The following is an 18539-nucleotide window of genomic DNA, read 5'->3' as shown; positions in this document are numbered from 1 at the left end:
TATTTAGCGCAAACAGCGTTATGTTTAACGCTAACATTTAACGCTAACGGCGTGTGATCTCCAGATATATGCCATTTGCAGACCGCAAAGTGAGATGTGCGACCGGTATTGGCGGAGCAGAATCGGTGAGGGTGAATCGGAAATGCTTGAGCAGCATCGACAGGATCAACGGCCCCTCGACCATCGCAAAGCCCGCCCCTGTACAGACGCGCGGCCCCGCTGAAAACGGCATGTAGGCGCAGCGCGATGCGGCGCGGCCCTCTTCGGTCTTGGTCCGGTCGGGATCAAAGCCGTCGGGGTTGTCCCACAGCCGCTCGTGCCGCTGCTGATGCCATGGGCTGAGGACGATCTGCGACCCCTTGGGAACATTGCGATCGCGAAAGCACTCGGGCTGTGTCGTTTCGCGGACCATCATGGGCACGGGCGGGTAAAGTCGCAAAGCCTCGCGGAACACATCTCGGCTGATCTTCAACGAAGAAACCTCGGAAAAATCGCCTGTTTTCAATGCCTCGGCCTCCGCGGCGACTTTGTCCTGCCATTCGGGATAGAGCGCCATCAGATAGAGCGTCCACCCGAGCGCCGACGCGCTGGTTTCATGCCCCGCCAAGAAGAAGATCGCCACCTGATCCACCATCTCTTCGGTGGTAAAGGTCTCTCCGGTTTCGGGGTCCGCAGTGGTCATGATCTTGGTCGCGAGATCGTCGGGCGCAGTCCCCGCGCGAATGGCGTCCATACGTTCGGCCGTCAGTTGTGTGATCAGTGATCGGATCAGGCGCGCGCTGTCCTTGGTGTCCTTTCGGAAAAAGCGCGGCATCCATTTAGGCAGAGGGATAAAGGCCGCCAAATTCAGGATCGGCTGGCTGCGCTGATATGCGCGGAATTCGTGAAACACCTGACTGGCGATCTCGTGTTCGATCGGAATTGTGAACAATGTGCGAAATATAACATCAGCTGCGACGTGGCTTGTCTCTGGCTCGATATCAATCACCTGCCCCACATGGCCATCCATGCGTTGAACCGCCGCCTGCGCAGCGGCCCACATGGCCGGATAGGTGTCGCGCAAACGCCCGCCTTCGAAGGCAGGATCGATAATCCGGCGCTGCCGTTCCCACTCTGCCCCGTTGGTCACAAACACGGACCGCCCCAGAAGCGGCCGCAACCCTTCGCTCACGCGGTCGGACTTGGGAAAGTCCATCGGCCGCCCCTTGAGCACCAAATCAACCAGTTCAGGCTGGTTCACCAAATAGGACCGAAAGAACGGCGTTTTGAATTCGGCCATCCACGCCCGATAAAGGCGTTGGGGCTGCGCGGACAGGATGTCTTGGCGAAAGAGTTTGAGGTAGCGCCAGAGGGACACCTTGTCCTGTCGGGCTGCAGGCTTTGGCGGGATCACGAGGACATACTCCGGTAGCCAGAGATCGGTTTGCGGATCTTTGATGGCGATGGAGCGCGTTCCGCATAGCGGGCCGCCAAGGTCTGTGGCCCCGCCGTCACGCGGAAATAGTCGTAATCCTCGGCCTGTGGCAGCGCGTAAAGATATTGAAAATGCAGACGAAACCACGCACGGCGCAAACGCTTCCACTGCTCTGCCCCAAGCGTACGAGAGAAGGCAGCAGAAATCACAAGCGGCCAACGCTTGCCATCCTCTGGGGCCACGCCGCTCACCGCAACTGGATCACACAGCGCAAAGGCACAGCCATCGCCAAGGGCGGTGATATCGACCCACGCCAAATCGTTTGTCTGGCTCAGATCATGGAGGTCGCGCCGCAATCTGTCGGCATCGGGCAGAAAGGACACCATCGGAACCACCTGCCCCAGACTTAGAAATCCAACGGCCGCATGGCTCTGCCCCAGTCTCCCATCGCGGAGGAGATCGGCCAGCACAGACACACCGAGATAAGCCCCTGAGGAATGACCAACCACCAGCACTTCGTCCGTGTCTGGGTCAGCCATAGCGGCCGCAATCTGATCCTGAAACGCGTTCAAGCGCGACTCGAGCGCGGGGGGATAGGCCCCGCGCAGGCCTGCAGAAAACGCGTAGTCATGCATCAGGTAATAGGCGAGAATACGATTATCCATCCGCCGCCCTGCGCGCAGCAGCATCACCGCCGCGACCAAGCCGCCAACAAAGCCGATCCAGCAGAGGCCAAGAGGGAGCAACTCGTACCCGATATATCCCAGCAATCCCGCAACCGTCGCCGCAAGGATCAGTTGCAGCATCAGAAACGCAACCGGATAGAGCGCCGCAATCACCGGCCCGCGCCGCAACCGCATTAAACGAAACAGTGCACCCGAGCCGATATAAATCCACGCCGTACGGACCATCTGCAGGTAAGTCGCAAAGATCCCCTGATCCATCGAGGCATTTACGATGTCTGACCAAACCAAAACGTCGACGCGGGCCGACACATCTTGGTCCTCGATTGTCGCATCCACCTCCCACGCTGCGGGGCCGGCCCCGCGCAGAGCGATGCGATATCCCGAGTAGCGCGCTTGGTCAGCACCCTCTTTGCGATAGAATTCGCGGTAGCGCCGGGGCGGATAGGGGTCGAACCCCGGAATGTAAAACACCCGGCGACGGCGCACTGGTCTGTCAAAGCGTTCGTCCATGCCAACCCCTTAATATAAGGGCATTAAACATGGCAGATGGGCCAAGGGATAGGGCTAAACGTCAGCCCAGTGTCGCAAGAGCCGGAAAAGTTTCCAGCAGCCAATAAGAGAACCGCGAGAAGCCACCTGTCTGCATCAGCAGACCAATGGTCCACAGCAGCAAGCCCATGACACGCTCGATCTGCTCCATATGGCATTTCATCCAACCCATGATCCCGCCCATTTGCGGCAGGAACGCCGCCACAACCAGGAACGGCAGGCCAAGACCCAGAGCATACACCGCCAACAGCGTCGTGCCCCGCGCAACGCTCGCCTCGCTCGCGGCCAGCGACAGGATTGCGCCAAGCTGCGGGCCAATGCAGGGCGTCCAACCGAAGGCAAACGCGAGGCCAAGGATATAGGCCCCGAACGCCGACCCCCCCTGATCGCCGACATCAATCCGCGCTTCGCGGCTTAGAAAGCCAATTCGGATCACCCCAAGGAAGTGCATGCCGAACACCATCACGAGGATGCCTGCGCCGGTGTTAAAATACCCTTGGTACGACAAAAACGCCCGCCCCACCGCCGAGGCAGCAAAGCCGAGCAGCAGAAAGACCGTCGACAGACCCAAGACGAAAAAAAACGCGGCCAGCAAGGTCCGCCCCCGAGCACTGCCGTCCTTGGCCATGTCATTCAGGCTGACGCCACTCATGTAGGCCAGATACGGCGGTACAATCGGCAACACGCACGGGCTAAGGAAACTGATCACCCCGGCGGTCAGCGCAACGATCATGGCGGGCAAGAGCCCTGCATCAAAGAGGTCGATTCCGAACATGATCTCTCCTTACCGCATGTGGCGCGCGTGCGTCACGTCGCGACCTCTCACAAGTTTGTTGGGCGGGTCAATGCAGCCAAACGATCTACGCTGCGTCCGATTGAAAAAGGGCGCCCGCTTGGGACGCCCTTGGGATCGTTATACGCTCCACCAGCCGGTGCGTTTGGGCTTCGGCGGTTCGTTCGACGGCTCTTCAGGCGCAATCTCGGGCTCTGGCGCAGAGGGTGCCGTATCCTCTTGAACAGGCGCGGGCACTTCGCTCACCGGCGCTGGCTGTTCGCTGACGGGCTCGGGCACTTCGACGGGCATTGTGGTCTCAACAATGGGTGAATCGACAGGCGCTTCGGGGGCAGCAGGCTGCTCTTCGACAACGGGCTCTGCAGGTTTCGCAGGGGCTTCAGGCGCAGGCTCTTCGGATGCGGGCGCGTCGCTCGCGGGTTGCGCCTCTTCCTTGGCCGGCTCTTCGGTGGCAGGCGCGGGCTCGCTTGTGCTGTCTGCGGCGGGCGCTTCTGCGGGTTTGTCTGCGGCCTGAGCATTATCATCAGAGGTATTTTCTGATTTGCCCTCGGCGTCTTGCGATTTGGCCTCATCGCCCTCTTTGTTCTTGCCACCACGGCGACGACGGCGACGGCGCTTCTTGGGCTTGCCGTTGTCATCCCCTTCGGGCTTCTGCTCGGGCGCTTTCGCTTCGGCGGCTTCTTCTGCGGTGTCGTCCTCATCCGAGGACTGATCGCTATCCGCATCCAGCGCATCCATGATCGACGTATCCAGCGTTTCCGCCTCGGGGACAAAGCCACCGATCACACGGACCGCCGTCTTGAACTTCTCGATCGAGAAATCAGGGCTGATCAGGTTGCCGTCAACCTCGATCCGGACGGCCATGCCGTAGCGGTTCTCGATCATCGCCATGTGTTCACGCTTGTGATTGAACAGGTAGTTCGCGATCTGCAGCGGCACCTTGACCAAGGCTTCTTTGCTGCGGCCGCGCACGCCCTCTTCCTCGAGCTGGCGCAGGATGGCCAGCGCAACGTTGTCATCCGAGCGCAGCAGACCTGTGCCGTGACAATGGGGGCACGGCTGGGTGGTCGCCTCGATCATCCCCGGACGCAGGCGCTGACGGCTCATTTCCATCAGACCAAAGCCCGAGATGCGGCCAACCTGAATGCGGGCGCGGTCGGTCTTGAGCTTGTCCTTCATCCGCTTTTCGACGGCGGTGTTGTTCTTGCGCTCGTCCATATCGATGAAGTCGATCACGATCAGACCGGCCAAGTCGCGCAGACGCAGCTGGCGCGCCACCTCTTCGGCGGCCTCAAGGTTGGTCTTCAGCGCGGTCTCTTCGATCGAGCCTTCTTTGGTCGCCTTGCCCGAGTTCACGTCGATCGCCACCAGCGCCTCGGTCACACCGATTACGATGTAGCCGCCGGATTTCAGCTGGACGGTCGGGTTGAACATGCTGCTCAGGTAGCTTTCCACCTGATAGCGGGCGAACAGAGGCATCCGCTCGTTGTAATGCTTCACGTTCTTGGCGTGGGACGGCATGATCATTTTCATGAAGTCCTTGGCGTTGCGGTAGCCGCGATCGCCTTCGACCAGCACTTCGTCAATCTCGCGGTTGTACAGGTCGCGGATCGAGCGTTTGATCAGATCGCCTTCTTCGTAGATCTTGCAGGGCGCGACGGATTGCAGTGTATTCTCGCGGATCTGTTCCCACATGCGCTGCAGGTATTCGTAGTCGCGCTTGATCTCGGATTTGGTCCGCTGCGCGCCTGCGGTGCGGATGATCAGGCCAGCGCCAAGCGGCACGGCCAATTCACCGGCGATCTCTTTCAGCTTCTTGCGGTCAGCCGCATTGGTGATCTTACGGCTGATGCCACCGCCACGCGCCGTGTTGGGCATCAAGACGCAATACCGACCAGCAAGGCTGAGGTAAGTGGTCAGAGCCGCGCCTTTGTTACCGCGTTCTTCTTTCACGACCTGCACCAGCATGATCTGGCGCACCTTGATCACTTCTTGGATCTTGTAACGACGGGCGCGGGGCTTGCGCGCAGGACGAATGTCCTCGGACTCGTCCTCTTCGGCGACCGATTCAATCTCCGATTTGGGGTCTGCGTCGGACTCCTCTTCGGTCTCTTCGACGGCTGCTTTCTTGGTCGATTTGCGCGGGCTACGCTTAGGCTTCGACGGCTGCTTGGCTTCGCCTTCGTCTTTGGCCGCCTCCTCCGCTTGCGGAGCGTCGTCAGATGTCTGAGCGTCGTCTGCTCTGGTCTCTTCGGACGCGCCCTCTTCCTCGTCATCAAGGTCGATGGTTTCCATGCCTGTGATCTCGCGGGTTTCTACCGCGTCATCACTGTCATCGTTGCGCGCAGCCTGAGCCGGACGGGGACGATCATCGCCGTCCTCGGGCTCCTCGACGGACTCTTCAGCCATAGGGGCGTCGGCGACATCTTCGGCTTGAGGCGCACTCTCTTCGACAGCTGCCTCATCTTGAACAGGCATTTCTGCAGAAACGAAGACGGGCTGCTCTTCAGCGACCTCTGTGGTCTCTTCAGAAGATACCTCGCCCGCTTCGGCGGGCTGTTCTTCTGCAGGTGCTTCGGAGGCTGGGGCTTCGACTTCGGCCGCAGGGGCAGCTTCAACAGCGGGTTCCTCGGCCGCGGGCGCTTCATTCGCTCCTTCGGCAACCGGAGTGTCCGCCGCTGCTTCGGCATTCACCTCTTCTGACGGTGTCTCGGCTTTGGGAGCGTCGCTCTTGTCCGACGTTTTCTTGCGACGCGAACGAGACCGCGAACGCTTGGGGCGCTCGTTCTCTTCGTCGTCGTCGGACTGCTGTTCAGCGGCCAAAGCACGCTCTTCTGCCAAAAGGGCTTCGCGATCCGCGACGGGGATCTGGTAGTAATCGGGGTGAATTTCCGAAAACGCGAGGAAACCGTGACGGTTTCCGCCATAGTCCACAAAAGCCGCCTGCAACGAGGGTTCTACCCGCGTGACTTTGGCCAAATAGATGTTGCCAGCAAGCTGACGTTTGTTTTCGGACTCAAAGTCGAATTCTTCTACCTTGTTTCCGTCGACCACCACGACGCGGGTTTCCTCCGCGTGGGTGGCATCAATGAGCATTTTCTTTGCCATGGGTTCTCTTTGCACAGCCCAACGGGGTCCGGGACATGCCGGACTCGCGCGTTGGTCACGTGTTTTGTCAGGGCGAGGGGAGACGCGCAAAGAGCAGGCGCAATCTGCGCCTTACACTTAACTAAACTAACGTTTGCGCGTTTCATCGCGGTTCTTCTCCGACGCCGTTGGCGCCATGTTTATGGCCCGCCGCTTGTCGCGTGTCGGGCTATTTCTCTGGACTGGTGAAGTCCGAAGTTCGTCCGTTAAAAAGGGCGGCTCTTTTGGCGCGCAGCCTCAATAACGAGAAATCTGTTCAGGACGCGTTTGAAACGCCTGTTCTCCCACCATAAAGGCGAAATTCCCGAAAAGACAATGAATAAAATGGCTTTATACAGTCCGCTTACAGATAATCGGCGCGCTGAAGGCCGTATTTGGCCATCTTTTCGTTAAGAGTCCGACGCGGAAGGCAGAGTTCATCCATCACGCTGGCGATCGAGCCTTTGTGGCGACGCATGGTGTTATCGATCAGCATGCGCTCGAATGCTTCCACATATTCCTTGAGCGGTTTGCCCTCGGTGGTGACCACCGGACGCAAGTCATCATCGTCCGCCATTAGCAAGCTGGCGATAGTGCCAGAGCCGCGACGGGACTGAAGCACAGCCCGTTCTGCGACGTTGATAAGTTGGCGGACGTTACCGGGCCACGGCGCTTGCAAGAGCTGCGCAGCCTCTTGGGCGCTGGGTTCAGGGGCATCGCATCCGTACTCGTCCGCGAACTGTTCCGCCTGCCGGTTAAAGAGCGTCAAGATATCCTCGCCCCGATTACGTAGCGGCGGCAGCGTGATGCGAAGCGCCGCGAGGCGGTAGAACAGATCATTGCGCAATGCATCCTCGACGGTTTTGCCCTGCTCTTGCATATTGCAAATACCGATGATGCGCGTCTCTGAGGGAGTGCCTTGTTCGTTGATAAAGGACAACAAACGCGCCTGAACTGCATCGCTTAGGGTTTCGATATCTTCGAGTACCAAAGTGCCGCCACGGGCCTCTTCGACGGCGGGCAATTGGCTGTCCTCGGGCTGCATCGGGCCAAAGAGCCGTTTGCTCAGCGCCTCTTCGTCAAACGCGGAACAAGACAGCAGAACGAATTTCCGCCCTGCCCGGCTGCCAACCGCATGTAGCGCGTGAGCCGTCAGGGTTTTGCCCGACCCTGTCTCGCCATCGATCATGACGTGCCCGTCCGCTTGGCCCAAATCCAGAATGTCCTCTTTCAAGCGGGTCATGTCAGGGCCTGTGCCGATGATCTTGTTCATCAGCCCTGCCCCATCGGACAGCTCGCGACGCAGCGCACGATTGTCCAGCACGAGCCGCCTCTGGTTCAACGCTTTGCGAGCGATCTCTGTCATCTTGTCGGGGTTGAAAGGCTTCTCTAGGAAGTCAAAAGCGCCGAGGCGCATCGCCTCGACAGCAATCGGAACATCCCCGTGCCCGGTGATCATCACCACCGGCAGGCTACTGTCGCTGCCCATCAGCTTTTTCAACAGTCCCATGCCGCCCATACCAGGCATTTTGATATCGCTGATGACAATGCCCGGATAATCCGAGCTGATTTTTGTCAAGGCATCTTCGGCCGAGGGGTACGTCTCTGTGTCGAAGCCAGACAGAGCAAGCCACTGACTGATGGACTGACGCATATCCTGCTCATCATCCACAATGGCAATCTTCATCACTTGCGACATGGTTTACTCCGCGGCTTCAATATCTTCGAGGTAGATAGGTAGTTGCATTTCAAATACAGCCCCCCCGCCTTCGGCATTGCGCGCTGTCAGGCGCCCGCCAAGGTCAGAGACAATCCCCGAAGAGATCGCAAGCCCTAGGCCAACGCCTTCGCCGGGCTGTTTGGTGGTATAAAAAGGTTCGAACAGTTCATCGAGGTCTTCGATCCCGTGACCGTTGTCCCGAACGGTCAGGGTCGCGGTCTCTCCGGCACTGAGCAGGACATCGACCCGGGGGTCGGACTGACCGCCGACCGCATCCAGGGCATTTCGGATGAGATTGATCATCACTTGCTCGACCCGCACCCGATCGCCCATAACGACCACGGGGTTTTCGGGGACTGCTTTTTCCAAGCGGACGCGTCCCTGACGCAGCTGCGGCTCCATCATGGACAGGGCAGAGGACAAAGCCTGTTTCATATCAACAGGTTGTAGCTGGTCAGAGCCCTTGCGTGCATAGGATTTCAACTGTTTGGTGATCGCGCCCATGCGCTCAATCAGGTCGTCAATCCGCTGGATCGAGGCCAGTGCCTCTTCTGCGCGGTTCCTGCTGAGGAGCAATCGAGCGCCTGCGAGGTAGGTTTTCATCGCGGCCAAGGGCTGGTTCAGCTCGTGGCTGACGGCCGCGGACATCTCCCCCAAGGCTGCCAGCTTCGACGACTGCGCCAGGGACTGTTCGGTCACTGCCAGTGTTTCCTGCACACGTTCGCGTTCTGCGATCTCCCTTTGCAAGCGCAGGTTCAGCGCCCGAAGCTCAGCGCTTTCGCGTTGGATCAACATGACCCGTGTCGCATTTTTGCGGCTCAGGAAATAGAAAGCGAGCGCCAGAATGATCGCGAACCCCATGATTTCGAGCGCCAACACCCCATTCACTTTCTCGCGAACGCTCGAATAATTGGTGTAGGTGACGATGTTCCAGCCCCGAAACGGGATCCGCCCTGTAAGACGCATCACCGCCTCGCCGCGCAGGTAGACATCGTTGACATCGCCGGTCCATTCAGCCGTAGCCTGAAGGGCGCGCTCGATCGCGGTGGTCGCGGGCTGGCGCTCTAGTGCGGCATCTTCGCTCAATCCGCGCCATCGGGGTTCGGTCGCCAGAATGATCTGGCCTTCGCTATCAGTGACAATGACCGCGTCGGTGATGCCAGCCCAAGCACTTTCGAATTTGCCAAGATCCGCCTCGACCACAATCACACCGATGGGCACGCCGCCTTCTTCGAGCCGGCGCGAATAGGCAAAGACAAACGCGCCGGTGGGACGCATCGTTTTGGTAAAGACAGTCCCATTCGAGCGCAGCGCCTCGACAAAGTAATTCGCGTTTCTGTGGGTGCTACCAAGGCGCTCGCGCGCCGTTGCCGCCACCGTCCGGCCGTCACGGTCCAGAAGCATGAGCGATGCTGCCCCGATCTCGTCCACGAACGAGATCAGACGCTGCGAACTGCGCGAGAAATCCTGAGAATTAAGGGCCCCAATAAGCGAGGGGTCGCGCGCCAGAAGCTGCGGGACAATCGCATTCCGGCGAAGCTCACTCAGCAATTGGCCAGAGTAAAGCGCCAAACGCACTTCGGCCCTATTTTGCGTGGTTTCGATAAAGCGCGAGGTCAGCCAAACCTTGGTGCCCCAGACAATCGCTACGGCCACCAAAAGCAAAAGCGCCACCGCAAAGCGGGTCACCCAGACCCGTTTGCGGTGACGCAAGGAACGTGGTTTTGTCCGAGCGGCTTGTGTCATGCCCAGAGATTAGGCCAAGCCCTCGTGAGCCTCAAGTCAGGCGGTGACAAAGCCGTCGATCAGTGTGCGGAAAAGCGCCTGTCCATCGGCACTTCCTTGCAAAGGCTCAATGGCCCGCTCGGGGTGCGGCATCATCCCCAGAACGCGGCGGTTCTCGGAAAAGACACCGGCGATGTCGCCAGCCGATCCGTTGGGGTTGTCGGTGTAGGTGAATGCCACCTGACCTTCGCCCTGCAGACGGGCAAGCAGCTCGTCATCGGCACGGTAGTTGCCATCGTGGTGCGCAACGGGAATGGTGATTTCAGCGCCAGCTGCATAGCCGCTGGTGAAATCGGTTTCCGCGTTCTCGACCTTCAGGCCAACGGGCTTGCACACGAACTTGAGGTTGGTGTTGCGGATCAGTGCACCGGGAACCAGACGCGTTTCGGTCAGAACCTGAAAACCATTGCAAATCCCAAGCACATAGCCGCCGCGGTTCGCGTGATCGACGACGGCGCGGCAGATGGGCGAGTTCGCCGCAATCGCGCCGCAACGCAGATAGTCACCGAACGAGAAACCACCAGGAATGCCGATCACGTCGACATTTGCGGGCAGCTCTGCATCCTTGTGCCAAACGCGAACAACCTCCGCGCCAGCGCTCTCGAACGCGACCGCAAGATCGCGGTCACAGTTCGATCCGGGAAAGGTGATGACTGCTGCGCGCATCAGACCAGCTCGATCTCGTATTTTTCGATCACGGTGTTTGCCAGCAGCTGTTCGCACATCTGGGTCACGGTCTCTTCGGTGGTGCCTTCGGGCAGATCCAGTTCGATCACTTTGCCCTGACGCACACCGCCAACGCCATCAAAGCCCAATGCACCAAGAGCGTGGCGCACGGCCTCGCCTTGCGGGTCCAAAACCCCTTCTTTCAGCATCACATGAACGCGCGCCTTCATGGCAGTCTCCTCGGCATGTCGCTTGGGGGCATGGCCCCGTCAGTCTTTGGTAAAGTCAAATGGCGCTGAGGGGACCCCAGCGCCACGAGTATTAGTTGACGGCTACGGGGCCGGTGCCGTTGTTGCCCTCGGGGATGATCCCCAGACGGCGGGCCACTTCGGCGTAAGCGTCAGTCAGGCTGCCCAGATCGCGGCGGAACACGTCTTTGTCCAGCTTCTGGCCGGTCTTCAGGTCCCACAGGCGGCAGCTATCGGGGCTGATTTCATCCGCCACGACCAGACGCTGGAAGTCACCTTCGTACACGCGGCCAATCTCGATCTTGAAGTCCACCAGACGGATGCCGACGGCCATCATCACGCCCGACATGAAGTCGTTGACGCGCAGCGCGAGGCTAACGATGTCGTCCATGTCCTGCTGGCTAGCCCAACCAAAGGCCGCGATGTGCTCTTCGGAGACCAGCGGATCACCCAGCTTGTCGTCTTTGTAGCAGTATTCCACGATGGGACGGGGCAGCGGCGTGCCCTCTTCGATCCCCAAACGCTTGGACAGCGAACCAGCCGCGTAGTTGCGGACAATCACTTCCAAAGGAATGATCTCGCAAGAACGGCAGAGCTGCTCGCGCATGTTCAGACGACGCAAGAAGTGCGTCGGGACACCGATGTTGTTCAGGCCGGTCATAAAGAACTCGGACAGACGGTTGTTCAACACGCCCTTACCGTCGATCACGTCCTTCTTCTCGGCATTGAAAGCGGTGGCGTCATCTTTGAAATACTGAACGATGGTGCCCGGCTCGGGGCCTTCGTACAGAATTTTCGCCTTGCCTTCGTAGATTTTCGTGCGCCGTGCCATGAGCTGTGTCGGTCTCCTGAGTTTGGCCCGAACGAGGGCCCTAAAGCGCCCTCATAGAGCAAGCCTTGGAATGTCGCAAGACGGGGGTGAACCTATCCCTGCAGTCAGGCGACTGACCTACGCTAACATGCTAGCGTCGGATCACCAGAAAAGGAGGATTTCATGTCGATTTTCGAAGACCGCGAACGTGCGTTCGAAGCCAAAGCAGCCTATGACGAAGAAAAAGCCTTTCGGGTTTCGTCCCTACGAGACCGGATGATGGCGGCTTGGGCGGCGGATATCCTTGGAAAAACAGGGGCCGAGGCCGAGGCCTATGTGAACCAGATCGTTCGTGATCAGATCGCGGGACATGCGTCTTTGTCGGGGCCAGACGCCCTGCTGGATCGATTGAGTGTGGATCTGGAGGCCGCTGTGTCTTCGGCGACCGTTGCCGCGCACATTTCGCTCTCCGAAGCGAGTGCACGCGAAAAGATCGAAAACGGCAACTGACCCAACGGTAAAAGATTATCGGCTTTCTCTCGGAAATGTCGTTTTCCGGTCTGGCAGCGGTTCGCGCATGGTGTTTATGAGGGAATCGTAATGAACCGAAAACCACGGCTTGGTTTTCGGCTGGCGACGTAGAGACAGGACGACACTATGACCGATGCGCTGACCAAATTGCTTGCTGAACGTGACTGGCTGATGGCCGACGGAGCGACGGGCACCAACCTGTTCAACATGGGCCTGTCTTCTGGCGACGCCCCCGAGCTATGGAATGCGGACGAGCCCGAAAAGATCAAGAAGCTCTATAGCCTGGCCGTGAACGCGGGCAGCGACATTTTCCTGACCAACTCGTTTGGTGGCAATGCCTCGCGCCTGAAACTGCACAGCGCTGAAAACCGTGTGCGCGAATTGAACCGTCTGGCGGCTGAACTGGGCCGTGAAGTGGCAGATGCCGCTGGCCGTCCCGTGATCGTCGCAGGCTCTGTCGGCCCGACCGGCGAGATTTTTGAGCCCATGGGCCCCCTGACCCATGCTTCCGCCGTCGAAATGTTCCACGAACAGGCCGAGGGCCTGAAGGAAGGCGGCGCGGATGTGCTGTGGCTGGAAACCATCTCTGCCCCCGAAGAATACCAAGCTGCTGCCGAAGCCTTTGCGCTGGCGGGCATGCCGTGGTGTGGGACCATGAGCTTTGACACCGCAGGCCGCACCATGATGGGCGTCACCAGCCAATCGATGGTCGACATGGTGAACGCGCTGGACAACAAGCCGCTGGCGTTTGGTGCAAACTGCGGGGTTGGCGCGGCGGACCTGCTGCGGACCGTGGCGGGCTTTGTCGCAACTGGCACCGAAATCCCTGTGATCGCCAAGGGCAACGCAGGCATTCCCAAATACCACGATGGCCACATCCACTATGACGGCACGCCCGAGTTGATGGGCCAGTACGCCGTTCTGGCACGGGACATGGGCGCGCGGATTATCGGCGGATGCTGTGGCACCATGCCCGAGCATTTGGCAGCCATGCGCGCTGCACTGGAAAACACGCCCAAAGGCCCGCGTCCGACGCTCGAAGATATCGCCGAAAAGATGGGCGGATTCTCATCGGCCAGCGACGGAACCGGCGACCAAAGCGATGCCCCTGCCCGTTCGCGCCGCAGCCGCCGCCGCAGCTAATGAACAGAAGTCGGTGAAGTGATCGGGAATGTCGTAAATGCACAGCCCGATCACAGATTTACGACAGTAAAACCAAAGGAAACGCAGCGCCTTCGGGCCCCATCTCTTTGCAAGGATACGCGCCATGTCGGAAGAAGACGACATCATCCTCTCGGAACTGAATGACGAGGAACTGGTCGAACAGATGATGGACGACCTCTATGACGGTCTCAAGGAAGAGATCGAAGAGGCCGTTAACATTCTGCTCGAACGCGGTTGGGCCCCTTACGACATCCTGACCAAAGCGCTGGTCGCAGGCATGACCATCGTGGGCCACGACTTCCGCGACGGCATCCTGTTCGTTCCCGAGGTGCTGCTGGCTGCAAACGCGATGAAGGGCGGCATGGCCATTCTGAAGCCTCTGCTTGCCGAAACCGGCGCGCCGCGCATGGGCAAGATGGTCATCGGCACCGTCAAGGGCGACATCCACGACATCGGCAAGAACCTTGTTGCGATGATGATGGAAGGCGCTGGCTTTGAAGTGGTCGATATGGGCATTAACAACGCGGTTGAGGCCTATCTCGAAGCGCTGGAAACCGAGAAGCCCGAAATTCTGGGAATGTCGGCCCTGCTGACCACCACAATGCCTTACATGAAGGTTGTAATCGACACGATGGCCGAAAAAGGGATCCGCGACGACTACATCGTTCTGGTCGGTGGTGCGCCCCTGAACGAAGAGTTTGGCAAAGCGATCGGCGCTGACGGCTACTGCCGCGACGCAGCCGTTGCGGTCGAGATGGCCAAAGACTTTGTGGCGCGCCGCCACAATCAGATGAACGCCTGATCTTTACGCTCAATTTATACCGCAGGAACGCCGCCAGCTCTCAGCTTGGCGGCGTTTCTATCTTCGGGATGTGGCCCATATCGTTGGGGATACGCCAGATTTCCCTTCTCTCGTATTTTCTGATTGCCGCGTAGTTTTGACATCTGATCAAAGAGTCAGTGTCTTTCCGAGCGTGCAAGATGGCAAACACATTCAACGCGATCTACTTGGGACAATACGACGTCATTGACCCGACCGAAGGCAATCAGGATGCTGAAAATGGTTCGGCGCTCGTCGGATTAAGCGTCGGTGCCGAAGGCGACCCGCTCCTGAACTCGTTCGTGTCGATCTCGCCAGCCAATGATCCGCACGAAGAATATGATCAGGACAACAACCTGCATAATGATCAGTTCTATGTCGATGGCCAATTTCTGCTGACCTTTGACTCGATCGCGCAATACAACGCAACCGTCATATTTGTGGACGGAACCTCTTTGATGATCCCTGTGGCGATCTTTCAAGACACCGAGGGGCATACCTTTTGGGCGCCCTATTCGACCCCGAACACTATTCAGGATCAACTTGAAATGGCCGGGATTAGATCCATCAGTCTAGACGCCTATGTCACAGGGACTTGGGCTGGTATGGCCTCGACGCGCGAGACGTGGAACTATGCCATGTGCTTTACCTCTGGGACGATGATTGAGACCGCTGACGGCCCGTGCCCCGTCGAGAGCTTGAAGCCCGGAGATCGGGTCCAGACGGCGGACCATGGTTTGCAAGCGCTTCGGTGGATCGGCTCGCGCGAAGTGGTTGCGACTGGCGCCTTGGCTCCTGTGCGCTTCGAGACGGGCGTCTTGGGCAATACACGGCCCATCACTCTTTCGCAGCAGCATCGCGTCTTGCTGTCTGGTTGGGAGGTCGCGTTGACCTGCGGAATGGACGAAGGTCTGGCAGCGGCAAAGCACTTGGTCAACGGGCGTGAGATCACCTTGCAACATGGCGGCAACGTTACCTATTTCCATCTGCTTTTTGACCACCATGAAATTGTCTTTGCCGAGGGTATGCCGAGCGAGAGTTTTCATCCAGGTGACAAGGCATGGAGGCTCCTGACACCCGATGCGAAACGAGAAATGCTTGCGCTATTTCCGAACCTTATGGCGCAAGGTTTGTCCAGTTTTGGACCAGTGGTACGCCCATTGCTGCGTGCGCACGAAGCGCGGCTCGTGATGGAACGGCGAGCGTCATCCATGACATCGTCAGGTTTCAGCGCATCGCCATCTTGGAAGGGCCAGGACTTTGCACTAGCGTCGTGATCTGAATTCCGACACCCGTAGGTGCAGTATGACCAAGATCGACGATGATGCCCTGACATTTGACGGCGCCGAGCTGCAAACCGGCGCGCAGAAAGTGCTGATGATCGCTTGTGGCGCCTTGGCCCGCGAGGTTTTGGCGGTCATCGACGCGAACGGTTGGACCCAGCTGAGCGTCACCTGCCTGCCCGCGATCCTACACAATAGCCCAGAGCGTATCCCGGATGCCGTTTCGCAGGCCGTCGATAAGCATCGGTCCGCGTTTGATCGGATTTATGTCCTCTATGCCGATTGCGGGACCGGTGGCTTGCTCGAGGCGCGCTGCAATGACCTTGGCGTCGAGATGCTGCGCGGCCCGCACTGTTACAGTTTTTTTGAGGGAAATGAGGGGTTTGCCGCCAGAGATGAATTCACGGCGTTCTACCTGACAGATTTTCTTGTACGGCAATTTGACGCCTTTGTCTGGAAACCGCTTGGTCTCGACAAACATCCAGCGCTCAGGGACATGTATTTCGGAAACTACGACAAACTCATCTACCAGGCTCAGACAGATGATCCAGAGCTGACCGCCAAAGCGCAGGTCTGTGCAGATCGCCTTGGCCTTCCGCTCGAGCGGCGTTTCACAGGCTATGGCGATCTTGCTGTGGAGATGCAGAATTTTGTCCAGAAATCCTAGGATGCCGCGGCTGCGCTGGTTTCCTTGAGACGCTGAATCATCGCCCGCAGTCCATTGGAGCGTTGGGACGACAGGTTCTCTTCGAGCCCAAGACGGGTCAGCTCTGATTTTGCGTCGACCTGTGCTGCCTCTGCCGGGCTCAGCCCCGAATACAGCGTGTGAAGAAGCGCGATCAAACCGCGCACAATCATCGCATCGCTGTCTCCCTGAAAATCGAAACGGCCCTCTGTCACTTCGGGATGGATCCAGACTTGGCTGGCGCAGCCATCAACCTTGGTCGCAGGCACTTTCAGAGCGTCGTCCATCGCAGGCATTTTCTTGCCCATCTCTATGACCATGCGGTAGCGGTCTTCCCAATCCTCCAGAAACTCGAAATCCTCGACAATATCCTCGAATGCTTCGGTGGCCATGGTTGCTCCTTTCCGCTCTTATATGTGATCTAAGTCGTGCAGCTGCCAAGGTCCAGCCTGCAAAGGCTTTTCAACGCAGGCAGGATCGGATAGCCCTAAGATCAATCAATTATCAGAGGGCCCGTCGTCGATGATCCGTTCTTTGCCTGTTGCGCTATGCGCGGTTTTGCTGGTTTCTGGCTGTGGCAGCCGGTTGAACCCGATGACTTGGTTTGACTTTGGCCGCTCGGGTCCAGCGGACGCCGTCAATAGTGAGGATACCGTGCCAGCCGAGGTGCCCGCCGGCGGAGAGATCCTGCCGCTGGTTGCCGGCCTGAAGTCCCTGAGTGCGGAACCCATCCCCGGCGGCGTTATTCTACATGCGGTTGGCGTGTCCCCCCGTCAGGCCTATCACAGCGCTGAACTGGTTCCGGTGCCAACGGACGACGCCGGCGTTATGGTTTTTGATTTCGTCGCTCTGCCGCCTGACGTGCCAACGGCCGTCGGATCAGAGCGCAGCCGCGAGTTGACCGTTGCGACCAAGCTGACCAACCGTGGTCTCGAGGGGATCCGTTTGCTGCGCGTGCGTTCGGCAAGCAATACGCTGTCGGTCCGTCGCTGAACTGGCATACGAGCAAACGAAAAAGGGGCCGCGAGGGCCCCTTTTTGCATTGCGGTCCATTTGGATCAGAGTTCGATAATCCGAACCTTTTCGCCCTTGGCGGCCAAGGCTATTTCGCCTTCGCACAGACGCAGGGCGTCATTACCGAACACCTCTTTGCGCCAACCGCGCAGCGCCGCAACATCGCGTTGACCTGCGGCAATCGCGTCCAGTTCATTGGCCGAGGCGATCAGCTTCTGCGCCACGTCGGACTCGGCAGTCTTGGCCTTGAGCAGTACACGAAGGAGATCGGCAAGCGCCGGATTAACCTTGAGTTTATCGTTACTGTCCGCCACCTTGGGCATGTCCTCGGGCGGGCAATTCACGCCGGCTTTGACGGCGGTTAGAATACCATCCGCGATTTCACCTTTGCGCGCTTCGCGCAGCAGCAGTCGTGAGCGGCCCAGATCCTTGTGATCGCTGGGCTTGGTCGAGGCCAGCTCAAGGATGGCATCGTCCTTCATGATCCGGCTGCGGGGAATGTCGTTTTTCTGGGCATAAGCCTCGCGAAAGCGGGCCAGTTCACGCACGACAGCCAGAAACTTGCCAGAGTTGGTGCGGGTCTTGATCCGCATCCACGCATTATCGGGGTCGGTGATGTAGGTGTCCGGCGTTGTCAGGGTGCTGAGTTCCTCGGACACCCACTTCGACCGGCCCGAGCGCTGGAGGCGTTCGTTCAGGTATTCGTAGATGTCGCGCAAGTGGGTCACGTCTGCCAGCGCATAGGTCTTTTGTGCGTCGGTCAGGGGGCGGCGCGACCAATCGGTGAAGCGCGAGGTTTTATCCAACGACTTCTTGGGGATTTTGCGGACCAGCGTCTCATACCCCACCTGCTCGCCGAAACCGCAGACCATGGCGGCGACCTGCGTGTCGAACAATGGATGGGGAATAATCTGACGATCAACGTAGAAGATTTCCAGATCCTGACGGGCCGCGTGAAAGACTTTGACCACGCCCGCGTCCTCGAACAGGGTGTAGAGCGGCGACAGGTCCAAGCCATCAACCAGCGGGTCCACCAGTACCGCGTCGTTCTCACCATCACCGCGGTAGGCCAGCTGGATCAGACAGAGCTTCGAGTAATAGGTGCGCTCGCGCAGGAACTCGGTATCAACTGTCACGTAGGGCGTTTTTGCCGCCGCTTTGCAAAACGCTTCCAGCTCTTGGGTGGTGGTGATGGTTTTCATAAACGCAATCTTCTTGTTCTTGGGTCGCGGTGCAGGCTAAAG

17 protein-coding genes are annotated in these 18539 nt (G+C 58.8%); 6 read left to right on the top strand and 11 right to left on the bottom strand.

Annotation, left to right across the window (positions count from 1 at the left end; genetic code table 11):
• Nucleotides 1–43: 43 nt before the first annotated feature.
• From AB9K37_RS17295 to purC, 9 genes are all read right to left on the bottom strand, one after another.
• Complete coding sequence (locus tag AB9K37_RS17295) at nt 44–1393, bottom strand: cytochrome P450 (RefSeq protein ID WP_369841042.1); 1350 nt, start codon at nt 1391–1393, stop codon at nt 44–46.
• Nucleotides 1390–2610: a hypothetical protein gene (locus AB9K37_RS17290; protein WP_369841040.1), complete on the bottom strand. Its 1221-nt coding sequence runs from the start codon at nt 2608–2610 to the stop codon at nt 1390–1392. Before AB9K37_RS17290 ends, AB9K37_RS17295 begins: the two co-directional genes overlap by 4 nt.
• 61 nt (nt 2611–2671) lie before the next feature.
• Nucleotides 2672–3424, bottom strand: coding sequence for a cytochrome c biogenesis CcdA family protein (locus AB9K37_RS17285; RefSeq protein ID WP_369841038.1), 753 nt, complete (start codon nt 3422–3424; stop codon nt 2672–2674).
• 138 nt (nt 3425–3562) lie between these two features.
• On the bottom strand, nt 3563–6550 hold the full coding sequence (locus AB9K37_RS17280; protein WP_369841036.1) for an Rne/Rng family ribonuclease: 2988 nt from the start codon (nt 6548–6550) through the stop codon (nt 3563–3565).
• Between the two features lie 382 nt (nt 6551–6932).
• Nucleotides 6933–8267 (bottom strand): sigma-54-dependent transcriptional regulator, encoded by a 1335-nt coding sequence (locus AB9K37_RS17275; RefSeq protein ID WP_369841034.1) that lies wholly within the window; start codon nt 8265–8267, stop codon nt 6933–6935.
• A gap of 3 nt (nt 8268–8270) precedes the next feature.
• Nucleotides 8271–10034, bottom strand: coding sequence for an ATP-binding protein (locus AB9K37_RS17270; protein ID WP_369841032.1), 1764 nt, complete (start codon nt 10032–10034; stop codon nt 8271–8273).
• A 36-nt stretch (nt 10035–10070) separates the two neighbouring features.
• Nucleotides 10071–10739, bottom strand: coding sequence for a phosphoribosylformylglycinamidine synthase subunit PurQ (gene purQ, locus AB9K37_RS17265; RefSeq protein ID WP_369841030.1), 669 nt, complete (start codon nt 10737–10739; stop codon nt 10071–10073).
• Nucleotides 10739–10969 (bottom strand): phosphoribosylformylglycinamidine synthase subunit PurS, encoded by a 231-nt coding sequence (gene purS, locus AB9K37_RS17260; RefSeq protein ID WP_072706350.1) that lies wholly within the window; start codon nt 10967–10969, stop codon nt 10739–10741. The genes purQ and purS overlap by 1 nt, the downstream gene beginning before the upstream one ends.
• Before the next feature lie 91 nt (nt 10970–11060).
• Nucleotides 11061–11819 carry a phosphoribosylaminoimidazolesuccinocarboxamide synthase gene (gene purC / locus AB9K37_RS17255; protein ID WP_293707227.1) on the bottom strand — a complete coding sequence of 253 codons (759 nt, stop codon included), beginning with the start codon at nt 11817–11819 and terminating at the stop codon, nt 11061–11063.
• A gap of 162 nt (nt 11820–11981) precedes the next feature.
• Here purC and AB9K37_RS17250 point away from each other — a divergent pair, with 162 nt between their 5' ends.
• The 5 genes from AB9K37_RS17250 (at nt 11982) to AB9K37_RS17230 (ending at nt 16263) form a co-directional block, all read left to right on the top strand.
• Nucleotides 11982–12308: an ATPase inhibitor subunit zeta gene (locus AB9K37_RS17250; protein ID WP_369841027.1), complete on the top strand. Its 327-nt coding sequence runs from the start codon at nt 11982–11984 to the stop codon at nt 12306–12308.
• Between the two features lie 147 nt (nt 12309–12455).
• Nucleotides 12456–13472 (top strand): betaine--homocysteine S-methyltransferase, encoded by a 1017-nt coding sequence (bmt, locus tag AB9K37_RS17245; RefSeq protein ID WP_369841025.1) that lies wholly within the window; start codon nt 12456–12458, stop codon nt 13470–13472.
• 124 nt (nt 13473–13596) lie between these two features.
• Nucleotides 13597–14295 carry a corrinoid protein gene (locus AB9K37_RS17240; protein ID WP_369841023.1) on the top strand — a complete coding sequence of 233 codons (699 nt, stop codon included), beginning with the start codon at nt 13597–13599 and terminating at the stop codon, nt 14293–14295.
• A gap of 179 nt (nt 14296–14474) precedes the next feature.
• Nucleotides 14475–15590 carry a Hint domain-containing protein gene (locus AB9K37_RS17235; RefSeq protein ID WP_369841021.1) on the top strand — a complete coding sequence of 372 codons (1116 nt, stop codon included), beginning with the start codon at nt 14475–14477 and terminating at the stop codon, nt 15588–15590.
• Nucleotides 15591–15618: 28 nt separating this feature from the next.
• Complete coding sequence (locus tag AB9K37_RS17230) at nt 15619–16263, top strand: DUF1638 domain-containing protein (protein WP_369841019.1); 645 nt, start codon at nt 15619–15621, stop codon at nt 16261–16263.
• Here AB9K37_RS17230 and AB9K37_RS17225 read toward each other — a convergent pair.
• A complete protein-coding gene (locus AB9K37_RS17225) occupies nt 16260–16673 on the bottom strand; it encodes a SufE family protein (protein ID WP_369841017.1) in 414 nt (137 codons plus the stop codon). The genes AB9K37_RS17230 and AB9K37_RS17225 overlap by 4 nt on opposite strands.
• 130 nt (nt 16674–16803) lie before the next feature.
• On the opposite strand from AB9K37_RS17225, the gene AB9K37_RS17220 reads away from it, so the two are divergent.
• On the top strand, nt 16804–17274 hold the full coding sequence (locus AB9K37_RS17220; protein WP_369841015.1) for a hypothetical protein: 471 nt from the start codon (nt 16804–16806) through the stop codon (nt 17272–17274).
• A 65-nt stretch (nt 17275–17339) separates the two neighbouring features.
• On the opposite strand, the gene rnd is transcribed toward AB9K37_RS17220, so the two are convergent.
• Nucleotides 17340–18497, bottom strand: coding sequence for a ribonuclease D (rnd, locus tag AB9K37_RS17215; RefSeq protein ID WP_369841013.1), 1158 nt, complete (start codon nt 18495–18497; stop codon nt 17340–17342).
• Nucleotides 18498–18539: the final 42 nt, after the last annotated feature.

The sequence above is a fragment of the Donghicola sp. XS_ASV15 genome, assembly GCF_041224595.1.
Taxonomy (GTDB): Bacteria; Pseudomonadota; Alphaproteobacteria; order Rhodobacterales; family Rhodobacteraceae; genus Donghicola.
Note: the sequence above shows the minus strand (reverse complement) of the source record. Positions and strands in the feature narration are given on the sequence as shown.